The sequence below is a fragment of the Candidatus Lokiarchaeum ossiferum genome, from assembly GCA_025839675.1.
In the GTDB taxonomy this organism is placed as follows: domain Archaea; phylum Asgardarchaeota; class Lokiarchaeia; order Sigyniarchaeales; family Promethearchaeaceae; genus Lokiarchaeum; species Lokiarchaeum ossiferum.
Window position 1 is genome coordinate 5,768,003 of record CP104013.1, and the last position, 14,812, is coordinate 5,782,814.

12 protein-coding genes are annotated in these 14,812 nt (G+C 34.9%); 8 read left to right on the forward strand and 4 right to left on the reverse strand.

Features of this window, described 5'->3' with window-relative positions; genetic code table 11:
* Positions 1–162 precede the first annotated feature (162 nt).
* Positions 163–336, reverse strand: a complete 174-nt coding sequence (locus NEF87_RS24585) for a hypothetical protein (protein ID WP_457917921.1) — start codon at positions 334–336, stop codon at positions 163–165.
* A 206-nt stretch (positions 337–542) separates the two neighbouring features.
* Between NEF87_RS24585 and NEF87_RS24590 the strand changes: the two genes are divergently transcribed.
* Positions 543–983, forward strand: coding sequence for a hypothetical protein (locus NEF87_RS24590; RefSeq protein WP_457917922.1), 441 nt, complete (start codon positions 543–545; stop codon positions 981–983).
* A 56-nt stretch (positions 984–1,039) separates the two neighbouring features.
* Here NEF87_RS24590 and NEF87_RS24595 read toward each other — a convergent pair whose 3' ends face one another.
* Positions 1,040–2,218, reverse strand: coding sequence for a hypothetical protein (locus NEF87_RS24595; RefSeq protein WP_457917923.1), 1,179 nt, complete (start codon positions 2,216–2,218; stop codon positions 1,040–1,042).
* 99 nt (positions 2,219–2,317) lie between these two features.
* Here NEF87_RS24595 and NEF87_RS24600 point away from each other — a divergent pair, with 99 nt between their 5' ends.
* The 5 genes from NEF87_RS24600 to NEF87_RS24620 all read left to right on the forward strand — a co-directional run bounded on the left by NEF87_RS24600 (position 2,318) and on the right by NEF87_RS24620 (position 6,845).
* Entirely contained in the window at positions 2,318–2,743 is a 426-nt protein-coding gene (locus tag NEF87_RS24600; RefSeq protein ID WP_457917924.1) for a hypothetical protein, read from the forward strand.
* Positions 2,744–3,220: 477 nt separating this feature from the next.
* Complete coding sequence (locus tag NEF87_RS24605) at positions 3,221–4,417, forward strand: anaerobic nitric oxide reductase flavorubredoxin (protein WP_457917925.1); 1,197 nt, start codon at positions 3,221–3,223, stop codon at positions 4,415–4,417.
* A gap of 308 nt (positions 4,418–4,725) precedes the next feature.
* Positions 4,726–5,883, forward strand: a complete 1,158-nt coding sequence (locus NEF87_RS24610; protein WP_457917926.1) for an NYN domain-containing protein — start codon at positions 4,726–4,728, stop codon at positions 5,881–5,883.
* A gap of 172 nt (positions 5,884–6,055) precedes the next feature.
* Complete coding sequence (locus tag NEF87_RS24615; RefSeq protein WP_457917927.1) at positions 6,056–6,445, forward strand: hypothetical protein; 390 nt, start codon at positions 6,056–6,058, stop codon at positions 6,443–6,445.
* Between the two features lie 202 nt (positions 6,446–6,647).
* Positions 6,648–6,845, forward strand: coding sequence for a hypothetical protein (locus NEF87_RS24620; protein ID WP_457917928.1), 198 nt, complete (start codon positions 6,648–6,650; stop codon positions 6,843–6,845).
* A gap of 142 nt (positions 6,846–6,987) precedes the next feature.
* Here the strand turns inward: NEF87_RS24620 and NEF87_RS24625 are convergent, their stop codons facing one another.
* Positions 6,988–7,170, reverse strand: coding sequence for a hypothetical protein (locus NEF87_RS24625; RefSeq protein WP_457917929.1), 183 nt, complete (start codon positions 7,168–7,170; stop codon positions 6,988–6,990).
* Between the two features lie 127 nt (positions 7,171–7,297).
* On the opposite strand from NEF87_RS24625, the gene NEF87_RS24630 reads away from it, so the two are divergent.
* Positions 7,298–9,940, forward strand: a complete 2,643-nt coding sequence (locus NEF87_RS24630; RefSeq protein WP_457917930.1) for a hypothetical protein — start codon at positions 7,298–7,300, stop codon at positions 9,938–9,940.
* A 148-nt stretch (positions 9,941–10,088) separates the two neighbouring features.
* Positions 10,089–13,160 carry an NACHT domain-containing protein gene (locus NEF87_RS24635; RefSeq protein WP_457917931.1) on the forward strand — a complete coding sequence of 1,024 codons (3,072 nt, stop codon included), beginning with the start codon at positions 10,089–10,091 and terminating at the stop codon, positions 13,158–13,160.
* Between the two features lie 82 nt (positions 13,161–13,242).
* Here NEF87_RS24635 and NEF87_RS24640 read toward each other — a convergent pair whose 3' ends face one another.
* Positions 13,243–13,854: a hypothetical protein gene (locus tag NEF87_RS24640; protein ID WP_457917932.1), complete on the reverse strand. Its 612-nt coding sequence runs from the start codon at positions 13,852–13,854 to the stop codon at positions 13,243–13,245.
* Positions 13,855–14,812: the final 958 nt, after the last annotated feature.

The window sequence follows — 14,812 nt, forward strand, 5'->3', positions numbered from 1 at the left end:
TATAATAATTTAGCCTAATAACCATCACTATTTTTAATTCAAAATCCTTTATTTTTTTATTTTGTGGGAAAAATAAAAAACGCTAATGTAGTAATAATGAAAAAAAAAGAAGTTAATCTTTGAGAAAATCTGAATCAGGAATCATTTTTTTGCCCACTAAAATCATAATAATAATCGAATTTGTTCAAGGAAATTCTTTACTGAATTTTTACCCTTATCTTTGGGTATTATTTCGATAATTTCTTTGAGTTCTTTCTTCAGCATATAGCGATAATCTAAATCTGTAATTGAGATACTTATATTAATCTCAAATTCGAATGGATATTTTTGAGTCATGCTTTTTGCTCACTCCATTCTTTGATTTTTTCATTAATTGGGTTTGTTTAGATTCGAGGTTTATTTTATTCTCTTTCTTCTACTCATCGATTCATAGTTGAACGAGATATGCACTCAAGTGAATGAATTTCAGAAAATCATCTTCTACTTTCCTTTCTTAAGACTATGATATAAATTTTTAAATACGACTTCTACTAAGTAGGGATATGGATGATGATACTTTGCCCATTGGACTTCATTTTAAGATGGAAGACTCCACCATTGATGAGATCAAAGAAAGTTTTCCTAATGAAATAATTTTTTATGATGTTGATGAAAAGAATTCTACTGAAATGATGCAAAAAATGAATTTAGCGCTATTCACAGCAGCAGGAACTGCAATGATCATTGGGGTCACGACTATTTCGGTAATTGCGGTCTTGGTAGTAAAATATCACTTTAATAAAGGAAAAGGTGTTGTTATTGATACTCGAACGATTCCCCCCACTATTTCAGAGATGGGAAATGTGGCCCAAGGAACAATGGTGATCGTTAATAAAGATGGAACTCAAACTAAACATGTCCAAGGGGATCAATCAGATGCTTCCTTTATAGGTGTTCTAAAAGAAATTTTAAAACAGATATTTACCAAAAAGAAAAAATCTTGATAAAATTGCCTGCAGATTAATTTCCCGATTATTCTTAATATTTCAGTTATACCTTTTCACTTTATGATACAAGGAGGGCCAAATCCTGATGCGTAGATTGGAGCAATTGGATATTTTGGGACTGGAGATAGATAAGGAATGATTGGGACAAGGTAATTTGAAAATATTGAACATAGATCTTTATTGAGTCTCAGTAGATTGCTTTTCCCAACATGAACCAGTGTGGATACAAGGAGGCTTGGAAAGCTGTTTAGGGATCGAGGTTGGGAAATCATCGACTTCTGGGAAGTGTCGGGTAAAGGAGATCGCTTTGGGATTGCCTTGATCAAACCATCAATTTTTTTTTGACAGGTATGAATGGCCGATGAAGATATATGAAGCACCCGGGATAAGGTGACAAGCGAGATTTTGTTTGTGGAATGTTGCGGTTCTTGCCTATCTTGAAAACACCGGAGTGCCGCAGCGACAATGATAGCCGGCTTTTGATTTAATGATCGAATAAGGACCGTATAAAATTTTTTAATCCCTTGATATTGGGCAAAGGAAAACTGCAAAATGTCCCACAGATAGAATAGCACCAGATCACATTCATGCAAAATCGTCCAACGAGTTTTTCCAAAGAGAGCTTTCGCATACTGCAAAATTTCTTTCAGGATACAATTAAACACCGATACGGAGAGAGTTTGGTCCTTTAGCACCTGTTTGACACTAATATAGATATTTCGCTGACGACATGTTAAAATAAACAATACGGTCCCTAAATCAAAGGGATTCCGAGCTTTCGATCGAGCCTTCATTTGAGGATAAATTTTTCTTGCAACAAAGGCAATAAGGGAGTAATCGATCGAAATATCATATAACGCACAAAGATGAGCTATACGCTTTTCCACCTCCAGATACTTTGGGATGGCGGAAACATTGATCTTCGATTGTAATTTGGCCATCCGTTTGAAGCGAGAAGAATAAACATGCACACCCGACTGCGGAAAGGATAAATTACCCGTGTATCTAGTAAAGGTATGTGTATCCTTCCTCGATAAGGTATTGGCGATAGTATGAGGAGATCCATAAAGAGGATCATCGCTCCAAACTAGCCCACACCTCGTACATGTAGGGCTAAATGAGGTGGTCCGAATAATTTCTGCTCCACATTCGTCACATAGCTTGGGATGAGAATGTGTCAAGGAAAAATTTCTTTTTTTCACTCCAACGAATTTGTGATTAACGGTCGCCATTACGACATTGAAAGTATAACCACTATAAAAATTTTTGTGAATGACCAACACTAAATATTGATCCTAAATTATTTTTATCCATGCTGATCTTCTAGTATTATGGGTAATTCCTCTCAAAATCCAAACCAATCTTCAAAAAAATCCTTCTTTCGACTTTATAAGGTGGAAGAATATATGTTTTGTTTGGAAAAATCCCCTTTGGGGCTAAGTTCCCGCCAATTACGTGCAACCATCCCCCTATCTGGTGCGGTTGAGCACACAATCACTCGATTTTTGATAGATCGGGAGATAATCATGCTTTCCAGCCCTGCTAAAGGAAAGAAATATTTACTAACCGATTCGGGGAAATTACTTGCCTTGTTTCTCCACAATATGGATCTGCTTTTATCTATTGGAGAAAATCTCCGGCTTTCAGAAACCGACGAAAAAGAATTTCAGTCTCTCGAGGAAGAAATCTCCTTGTATATCCAAAAAGCCCACAAATATCGGGAACTCTTAGCCTTAAAATCCAAAACCCCCCATTAAGGGATTATACTTTGAACCTTGCCATAATCCGGTACTATATCCTGTGATTAGATAATTCCCTTCAATAACACTTAAGTTAGAGGTTGGTGGGGAGGGATCATCTTTATCGTTAGCAATGAGAGTGATTGAATATGATGAAACAGAATTTTATTTGTATTACTTGAGATGTTAACATTTATTTCAGAGATAATTTGCTGAGAAGTAACCATCAAGGGCGATACCGATAAATTTGTTCTTTTGTCCTGAAAATTCATGATATTGGGAGAGTTTGAACAAAATCTTTTCAAAACTATGAATGCATTTTCCACATCTAACTTTTAAAAAGAATTCTAATGTTTAGAATATACATTCTTCTTCTTCTTCTATGTTCGGACCATATCGTTATGATTTTTTTCAATTAAAGTAATTTGGGCAAAATACGAACATGTTCATACATGATTTTAATAGCATTATTGACTCCTAATAATTTGATAGGCTATGCATTTAAAAATTAAAAATAATATTAATTGGGTGGGGATTAAAGACTGGGAATTACAAAAATTTCATGGAAACGAATATTCGATAAATCATGGATCAACATATAATTCCTATTTAGTGAAAGAAGAGAAAATCGTCTTAATCGATACAGTATGGAAACCCTTTGCAAAAGATTTTGTAAAGAATTTAGAAAAAGAAATTGATTTAGATAAAATCGATTATATTATTGCAAATCACGCGGAAATTGATCATAGTGGAGCCTTGCCAGAATTGATGGCGAAAATACCAAATACTCCGATCTATTGTACAAAAAATGGAATCAAATCTTTGAAAGGTCACTATCACGAAGACTGGGATTTTCATCCTGTAAAAACAGGAGATGTTCTCGATATTGGGAATGGAAAGCAGCTAGTTTTTGTTGAAATGCGAATGTTACATTGGCCAGATAGTATGGCAGTATATTTAACTGGAGATAATGTATTATTCAGCAATGATGCCTTTGGACAACATTATGCAACCAGCGCGATGTTCAATGATTTAGTAGACCAAGCAGAATTATTTCAGGAATGTATTAAGTATTATGCAAATATTCTGACTCCTTTCAATACTTTTGCTCTAAAAAAGATTAATGAAATCCTCGCGATGAATCTCCCCATTGATGTTATTGCACCAAGTCATGGAGTCATATGGCGAGATAATCCTACGCAAATCGTATTAAAATATCTAGAGTGGTCAAAAGATTATCAAGAAAATCAAATTACTCTTCTTTATGATACTATGTGGGAAGGAACCCGAATTATGGCTGATAAAATTGCCGAAGGAATTAAAAAAGCAGATGGTTCTGTAAAACTAGTTTTATTAAATTCTTCTAAAGGAGATAAAAATGATATTATAACAGAAATTTTTAAATCGAAAGCAATTCTGGTTGGATCCCCGACAATTAACAAAGGAATATTATCATCCATTGCAGAAATAATTGAAATAATTAAAGGATTAAATTTTATTAGCAAAAAAGTTGCAACATTTGGTTGCTATGGTTGGTCTGGAGAATCTGTGCAAGTATTAAATTCCTCATTTGATCAAACGAATTTCACACGTGTGAGTGAAGGTTTGAAAATCCTATGGAATCCTGATACTGATGCGATTAAAAAATGTATCCAGTTTGGAGAAGAGTTTGTTAAATTAATAAAAACATGAAACTGAGTCAAATCACCCTCTATTTTTTTTTGTTTTTAATTTTCTCTCAAAAATTTAGATTAATCCGATAATAATCGAAGTCCAAAATCATTTAGAGTAAAAAGACAAGTCAACAATTTTCCGTCCTTTTGCGACCCATACCAAACACTAACAAAATTCTTTCAGAATTATAAAAAGTGACTCCTTTTTGGAGAAAAATGTGGAATGGACAAAACCTGAAATAGATCCAAACCACGAAAATTGTATTTAGCCAATTAAGCATCATAAAGCAAAACTTTAATGGCCACACCGCCACATAAAAGTCAAAGATGAGTACTGAAAAAACTCCTCCCGTCTTCACTACGATTTTTTGGGATTATGAAAATGTCTCCTTTTCGGGTCAAAGTCTAAACTTGTTTTTAAGTGGATTAGAAGTAATCAAAAACAAATTAGGGGGAAGTTTTATTCTTAAGTGCTTCAGTCAATGGAATAATATTCCCGATGAGACTCAAGTTGCTATTATTAGCGCGGGTTTTGAACTATGTCAAGTCCCTCAAACTCGGAAAAATGCCGTAGACCAAACTATGATGGTCTCAGCAGTCAACCTTTCGCATCAATTGGAGTTTTCTCGCTTTATTCTCATTTCCTCTGATGGGGATTTTACTGCTCTTTGTCATGATCTTCGCAATAAGCAAATTGGCATTTCGATTATTTCCCGCAAGCATTTATCCAATGATCTTCGGGAGGTTACTCAATCAATTTATTTTGTGACTTCCAATGGGATCTTGTTTGAATTTGAAGAAACCCTCCATGACAAATTAATTGAACTGATTGATTTAGGTGTTCAAGATGCGAATCGGGCGTGTGCAAATCTTTCCCCGGGCCATAAAGAAATTGGAACAGATAAATCCCTAGAAAATGTTACCATATTTTCTCGAATCGAATGGAAAAAAGCTTATGAGAACTTTCCCCATTGTCAAATTTCGCCGTTTATCTTAAGACAGATCTTTAAGATTGATGATTTATACGAAACTTTTTTGCAAGTCTATGGCTATGGAGTCTCAAAGAACTATGATTATTTTTGCTTGCATGAAAGCGGTAATAACAAAGAGATTATTGACCTAGATATTTTTGTGGATTTGCCCGAATCCATGGAACTACAAATACCCATCCAGAATTTACCGGCTTCGGAATTAAATGTATTCAAGAAAGAAATAAGTCCTAAAAAAAAAGTGCATCCGGAGATCAAATCCCTAAACTTTACTGAGGCAATAAAAAAAGCATTTAAAACGTTTTGTGCGAAATCTAAAGCCACCAATATCAACATGGCGGTCCTTAATCAGCATACGTGCAATATTTTAGGAATTTCTCCATCTCAACAGGCCTATAAAAAAGCAGGCTTTTCCACGTTTAAAAAAGCATTGGAATCCATCAAAGGGCAACTCCCAAAGAAGATTAAAATTAAGAAAAATATTGTTTCATGGTAGGAATATCCCAACCATATAGATCTGAAAAAGGTACTTCACCAGTTTCCGAGATACTTTTTATGAGATAAGATTTAGGATCTTTACATCCCTTGAAAATTTCCTAAAATAAATGTTATAAATAATCTAATGTGAAACTATAATTACAGAATTATTTATTAATTCATTGATCAATATGGTCAAACGAGGAAATGAATATTATACTTGGGAAGCTAGTTTAGAAAAAAATAGAGCTTATTTAACATGTATGGGAAGTGTCCCTTCTGTTGATGCAATTCCGAATTTTGAAAGTGATTGTAAAAAAACTGCAAATGAATTAAAAACGGGGTGGTCCGTTCTTGGAAACTTTTTAAACCAAGAAGGAAAATTACCACCAGATGTAGAGAAAATTCATTCTAAAGCACAGCAATATTGTATGACGCATGGATGCATTGCTGCAGCTCAAGTTGCACCCATAGAAGTAATTGTTCAAATAAATAAATTTTCAAAAGAGAGTGGAATGAAAGAAGTACTTAAAGGTTTTCACACTGTCAACGCCGCAGAATCGTGGTTAGATACAAAATAATTCAATTTTTAGATCATGATTGGATAATTCCAAATTCTAAATGTAGTTGGGAAGAAGTAGCTTTACTGTGGTAAAATCTACCAATGGGTTGTTTATTTTTTTTACTTTAATCTCCAATATCACCAAAATTTTTGAAGATTTTATCAATTGGTAAAAAAATTTTCTGGGAAGAAAACTTTGAAAATTTCCCAAAAGAAGTGTAATGGACAATGCCCAAAAGTGTAATGCACCGACCCCCTCCACAAAAGTACCAATAAATAACATCTCGTGTGATATCAATACAATTATGTCATCTCCAAGTAAAGAGAAAAAACTAGTCTATTCCCAGAATTGTCAGTGTTTGTCTGTATCACATACGGATGTGGTAGGCGGATCCCTCCTTTCCCACTATCTTTCTTAATTATTTGGATATTTTCACCAAAATTAATTTGCAATAACCATCTCTACAAAAGGAAGACAGGCGTAAAACCAAAAAACACAAAAATGAATAGTCCAGATTGTGTAATTCCTAGAGGAAAGACCGTTCAGCTCCGCAAACTCATTTAAATGTCAAGCCAATCCTTCATTATTTCGTTTCCCAAGACCTTGACTCCTTGCGAAATGATGGCGGTCTTATCCTCAGAGGTTAAAAAGGTCTCAATATAGGTCAAAAGATAGTTAAAGGTGTTATAATCCCTAAAAGAGGCCATTCGTTCTTGCAAGAACATAAAATTCTCGCGAGTCACTTGTAAGTCCCAGACATCAAAATCAAGCAGAAAAAAAATTCTGCTTTAAATAGTTAGAATTAAACACATCTGTATGTTACCTCTTCTCGAGAAATTCTCCTTCAAAAGTTTTCTTCTTTGCTGCTTGATGCTGATCCTGATTAACCCGTACGAATCTTTCTTGACGACCAAGGATTCACTCGACACCACTTCCGAACAACTCCGTTCTATTAACCCTATTGTAAGTAATCCCTATCCCCCATCCAGTGCCGCCTTGCCTATCTATTTTGATCCGTCCCTCTTTGGGGAAATAGATGTGCATATGAAAGGTCCTACTATCATGCGAGTGACGGAGTCGTTTCTCTATATCGCCGCCGAATATTATATTTTAGTGTACGATATCGAAGATTTACATAATCCCAAGAAACTCGGATTTTATGCCCTTACTCCCCAAGACATCATTATTGATTTCGTGGTGGGGGAAGATTATCTTTATGCTGTCTCTAGCAGCAATAAATTTTCCATATTTGGAGAAAAAAGTGGAACCAATACCTATCCAATCAAGGAATTTTTTCTGGAAAGTTCTCCCCGTTCAATGGTGCTGACAGAAGATTTTGTCTACGTGAATATGCCTTTCTATGGAATTGCAAAATATAACCAATATGATGGTCTTGGAATTTTCCAATGGGGTATGTATCCCCTTACACATTGCGATGTTTTTGCAATTACCGATGAGCTCCTGTTTACGATCCAAAACAGCCACGATCTTGGAGTAACTAATATGAGTGCCCCAAATGATCAAAATCTGATGGTGAATAGTTCATTTCCTTGGGAAATAACATCCCTTACGGTTGCTATGGATCGTTTATTAATCGGAACAAACTATCAAATTCGGGAGTATTCCCTCCTCCCAGAAGAATTTTTACAAAATCGAGCTACTTTGGATAATATTCCTCAAAATGGGATCGTGGTTACGGAAAAATATATTCTGGGAGTTTCAACAGATTATCAACTGTTTGGATATTATTATCGAAATTCATATTGGAATAAGCTATATTTCCAGGCATTTGAACACCTTCAGATATCCGCTGTCGCAGCAAGTAATAATCTCGCATGTGTGTATGATTGGGAGAAGGGAATTTTCCTTATCGATCTTGGAAAAGATACCGATGCGGATAAGTTAACGAATCTGCAAGAAACTCAATCTTTTGGTACCAATCCTCTGGATCCAGATTCCGAAGCTGATGGGTTGACCGATCACGAGGAATGTATTCTCTATTTCACCGACCCTTGGAACAATGATACAGATGATGATACTCTCTCTGACTCGGATGAAGTCAAGCAGTATCATTCCAACCCATTGTTAAAGGATTCCGATTCTGATCACATAAACGACCCTGTGGAAATTCTAATCATAGGATCAAATCCCAATTTGAAAGACAGTGATGGAGATGCGCTATCGGATGATTTGGAATATTATACTCTCCATACCAATGTCACAGATCCTGATTCGGATGAGGATCAAATGTGGGATGGGTGGGAAATCCAATATAACTATAATCCGCTAGATTCGTCAGATGCGGAATTGGATGACGATAATGACAATTTAAGCACGGTAATGGAATTTTTCGCAGGAACCCACCCGTTACTTAATGATTCCGATGGAGATAAACTTAGCGATGGCGAGGAAATTCTTCGTTATTTGACCAATCCTTGTCTCTTTGATTCGGATGCTGATGATCTCAGTGATTGGGATGAAATTAAAATCTATCAAACCAATCCTTGTAAACTAGACACCGATGGGGATAAATTAAGCGATTACTTTGAAATCTATACCTCAAAAAGTTCTCCGCTTCAAATGGATACTGACCATGATAAGCTGTCCGATTACGATGAATTATATACTCATGGCACCTCACTGACCTCGAATGATACGGATCAAGATGGACTCCTCGATTTTGATGAAATTTATATTTACTACTCGGATCCTACCTTGATAGATTCCGATGGGGATGGATTGAATGATTCGGAGGAAGTGCAATTAGGCACCAGCCTTCAAAATCCCGATTCCGACGGGGATGGATGGCGAGATTCACGGGATCGTTTCCCGTTGGATTGGACTCGTCCTTGGATTCCGTTTATAGGAGCACTTATTGGATTGGGAATACTATGTGGAGTCGGGGTAATGATAGTAAGAAAAAGACAACTTGCCCAGATACAGCGGAAAGAAGATCTCCAGATCAGAGACGCTCAGAAACAAGCGGAAATGATGAAGGAACTAAAGTTACAAAACCAACATGCTTTTGAAGAAGACCATTATCGAAGCCCTCTTGCGGAAATATTTGTATCCGCTTCGAATCATCCATCATCTGAACTTGGGGACCGTCTTCTTAAACTTAAAACCCAAGTTCGAACCGACTTTGCGGCAAATTTAATTACTGACGTAGGCTTCGAACAAATCATCGCAGAGATCTCAAAAATTGACCATCTCTTAGGCTTGTGGCTCTGTAAGGAGATGAATTTGATCCCTCAAAAGGACACCCCACCCTTAGAAATTGAGCCATATTTCTTAGAAATGTCTCCTGTCGTTCAGGAAATCCAAGCTCAATTCAAAACTTTTGATCAACTCTCCAAATCTCAACGCCTCCACATTCTACTCACGGGCAGTGTAAGAAAAATTCAGTATAATTTGAAAAAAATCCGCCAAAGTGCTAAGCAATTTTCGCCTGAAGAAATTGCCCGTTGTCTATCCTTGAACAAAAAGCAAATTCGTCGCTTTCTACAAATCTGAAATCAATAGACTTCATATTTTTTTTTCTAGCCCAAGATTATGGAAATGGCCGATCATTATAACAGGAATCTAAAATTTTATATACATATATGTTAACATAATATATTATTATCCAAAACTATCTTAAATAATAAAAATGTGAACCAATATGACAGAATTCTTGGCTGGTCTTCCCCTTCTCACTCCACCCTTAAAAGATATCTTATTAAATTTAGTAAGTGATGGTATTTATGATGCACTTTCCAAACATTACCCGCAATGTGAACCGAAAGACCATAATTTTAATGATCAATTAAATCGCATAATCAAATTGTGCTTTGAAAAAGCGGAGGAAGAATATATGCCAGAATTTAAAAAATTCGATAAGACAACGCAAGCATTGATTAAATCCTTCTTCCATAATACAAATGTCATTACATCTCTCATAAATCGGCTGTATTTTTTCCGATATAATCAACAAGGTCAAGTAGAAATTCCTTCCGACGTGAAAACCATTTTTGTTCTCCATTTTCAGAAAGTTACCCTTTTAGAGGATAAAAAAGGGGAAGAAATTGGCTTAAGCATTTATGCCAGCCTAATTAATTTAATCCAAAAAGTCTTGGATGAGATCTACCAATCGAGATTCTTAGGAGATGCGGGAACAATGACGGATCATCGAACATTGCTACTGATTGAAGAAATGCGAACTCAATCTCACATCATTCAAAGCAATTTTCAAAAAATTCTTACTGACCGAAAAACAAATATTGAAGCGATTCTCAAATTTGAAATTGAACTCCGAGATACAATGGCAAACGCAATGAATGATATCTGTATCCATGACATCGATGAAAAAAAAAGATGTGAAATTAAGGACATTTTTGTTTCGCCTAAATTTAAAAGTTTTAATCCAGAAAAAGAATTAGAGAGGGAAGAGATATTCAAAGAATCTTTTACTAACAATAACCTTAAATCATCTATATTAAAGATGTCTGTAAATATGTCTAATAGATTTAGATCTCTCGATTTGGACATTAATGGTCTGTTAAAGGATTCTTATTATTCCGTAATTTTAGGGGATCCTGGTAGCGGAAAATCAACTTTGACAAAGGTCATTACCTATAAAGTTAACAAAAATTATGAAAGCAAATTGATTTTCAATAGACATCTAACTGTTCTTCCTATCATATTACGCGATTATTCACCAAAAATGGATGAATTGTCTATTTTAAATTATATCGAGAACAAAGCACAGGTAGATTATAGCTTAACTATTCCAGAAAATGCATTAAATTATCTGGCCCAACAAGGGAGAATTGCAATTATTCTCGACGGATTAGATGAATTAGATTATTCCAAACATCGCAACATAATTATTACACGCATTGAAGCATTTATTCAAAAATATCCCTATGTTCCTGTGATTGGGACATCTAGAATCATTGGGTATCAAAATGCGCCTCTAAAAAAGTCTAAATTTGCTCATTATACAATCGAACCTTTTGATAATAATCAAATTAAAGAGTATATCACTAAATCCTTCGCATTATTAACGAATTCATCAAACTGGAAACAAAACACACCTATTGATGAAATTATTGAGGATTTCATGATACAAAGTCAAACTGTTTCTGATATTCGAAGTAATCCTTTATTACTCGCTTTAATGAGTAAACTATTTCTTAATTCAAGATCAATACCTCAATCTCGTCCCGAAATATATGAATCTTGTACTAAAATGTTGCTCAAACAGTGGTATGTTATTAGAAATATAGAAACAGAATATACACTAGATGAAATCAATGATTTACTTTCCTTAATTGCATACAATATTTATCAGCATGATGATTACAAACAAGGTATCAAAAAAACGGATATAATTAATATATTACAAGAATATTTGCTCGAAATTAAATTTAAATATCCTCCAACGGCAAGAAATTACGCTAATAATTTTATAGAATCTTGTACAGGTAGATTATGGGTTCTAACAGATGTAGGGTTATCGGAGTCAAATGAAAAAATTTACAATTTTACGCATAAAACATTCATGGAATATTTTGTTTCCGTCTACATAAATGCCACAAAGGAAGGAGGAAGGGAGATTTACAAATTTCTTAAACCTAATATTCTCAATATTGTGGAAAATGAAATATCCCAGCTTACTATTCAAATATTGGGACGGAATTCACCAACTGGATTTAATTCCTTTTTTGATAGCTTAGTTTCATCGGTGGAAAGAACTAAAGACAATAAGAAGAAAATCACTATGTTAGATTTTATTCTAACATTCTTACCTATCAAATTTCCAAAATTGACAATCCTTTCCAAAATTTTTAAAGCAACTTTTAAATTAGTGGGTTTAGGCTCTGTTAATTCTGACATTTTAACTAATGCATTGCATTATCGTCAAAATAAATCTTTACACCTGATCTTTTTACAAAATTTATTTGAGGAACTAGGACCAAGTGGTTTGCTCTCAATAAACTCTTTTAGGATATATAATATAATTGACCGATTGGTATCATATAGATTTAAAGAACATGAAAATGATGAAATATATCAAATTAATTGTAAGATTTTCAGAAAAATACAATTAGAAATATTGAAATTAGATTGTGATGTTGTAGAAAATAGACTCGAAATTATTACGTCTCTCTTAGATAACTCTTACATTTTATTTAGGGAAGAGAAAAAATTTGATGATTATCTAGATTATCTAAGAATACCTTCATTTGAATACTACTATGTGCAAAAAGAAAAAATAAGTTTCGCTCTTTTTCTTAACATCCACCATAAAGCTCAAAATTTCATTTACAGGGGGGTAAAATTTCCATCATATATAGAAGAATTTATCTCACTTTTGACTAAATATCCGAAAATTTTTTCATCAGAACTATATAGCTTAGGTACAGTTGATCTTTTTTTGCGAGAAAAAATTACAATCTATCTCTCAAAATTACCATCAGTAAGTTTTGGATTATTTTTGCTTTTATTTTTCATCTATTTTGATCCTTTGAATAAAACTCACAAAGAGACTTTTATAAGATTTGATAGAATCCAATATAAAAAAAGTGAAATTTTCAATACATTTGATCGTACTATCGAAATATATAAAATGAAAATCTCCACAACAAATCTGCAAGTTCCTAAGTCGTCAAATTTATCTAATGATCAAAAGGATATGATTCTATCATTGTTCTCAGTCGAGAAGAAAACTGAGAGTGCGAGATATTTATAAACTTAGCAACATTTAAATGGTTATTACACCGATATACCTGGAATTTTTACTTTTTTTTCCTTTCCTCAAAATCAACTACTACCTACGAATGTAACAAATGCAGGGTGCATCCATTCACTAGATCCTTAGGACATTCTTCTGGATGATCAGCTATTGTAATATCTAATCGAGATAAGATTTTGGAGACCAATCGTGCCACCACCCGTTCCAGTTCTTGGGAGGTCACGGGAGGATCCACGATCCGATCCATTAATAATTCTTCCCCGAATAAGGTCCTTCCATAATCGTCTAAATCTGCCCGTTCTTGAAAATCGATTTGATACCAACGTTCTTTGGCGGGAGATCGGTTCTCTGAAGGGGATCCAAGTTCGAGGAAGTCGAGCTGTAAAAGTTTGACAAACATCTGGTGTAACAAATCCAATCGATGTTCCCCTTCCGAAGTGAGTCTCCCCCATAAGACCTCCCGAAGACAATGATCCGCAGGGCGGGAGGTAAGCTGAACATAGCCTTGTTGGGCCAATTTCCGGATACGATTCAACACGGTTTTGCGATCAATTCGGGTTTTTAGACTAATCGCTAAAAAGATGGCAGATTGGTTAATCACCCGAGTGAGGTCCATAATTCGGCAAGGAGAATTGACAGCCAGCAAATGGAAGAGGTAGAAATCTAAATAATCATCCAAGGTTTTTTTCACCTACATCTAGATCCATCAAAACTATATAAAGCGGAAAAGTTCACCTCTATTTTTCGAAACCCGAGAAAAAGACTCCATGGGAAAAACTTGCCAAATGATGGGGAGAAGTTGCCAAATATAGGGAAAAAGTTGCCAAATGGGGCAAAAGAAGGCTTTGATCCCAAAGAGGAAAAAAAGAGACGAATATGGAAATTGGAAGCGATTCTGTAACGGTTTCATCGGTTTTGATCAAAAGATGGGAAGATCAGTTACTGGGAAGAGACGAATGACAAGCTGAAACGGTACTTTCGAGAGTGAATTCTACTGATTGTCGAATAAAATAGAAATATTGTCTGGTGTATCAAGTATTTCTTCACAGAGGTCTCCGAAAGTACTCGATGCTGACCGTTTTTTTGTGGGAAAAAAAATCAAGCTTACAATAAAAAAATGGAGATCTACCACTCGTTTTTGTGGGATGAAAAATAAAAAAACACTCGAATGAACATATTTGGGGGAATACAAATTAAGTAATTTTCCCCTTAGACGGAATAACGCAGAATTTTGTCGAGATTTTCCCCTATCTATGTCAGAACAGAATAACCATTTTCAACGTGATGGACCCGTTTTCATGAAATTATTGCCCACATTTTGCAATAAATATGATCTCTTATACGATTTGATCGCATCCAGCAAAATTCTTAAATAGATAAAAATCTAACAATAGATCATAAAAATTTAGTCTCCGATAAAAACGAAAGAATGATTCTTGAAGGTGAATTTTCGATACTAGACCTAATGGACATTCTCCAAAACCCTTTCACTCCCGCTGAAGAAAATTTTGGACCCGATCCATTTTTGGTTTTATAAAGAATTGGAGGAATTAGATCTTAAGAATCAGGGTCGTTTCTCCTCTGACAAAAAATCTTACGGGGAAAACAACCTTCGGTCGATGATTAAAAACCTCTGCAAAGTGAACGAT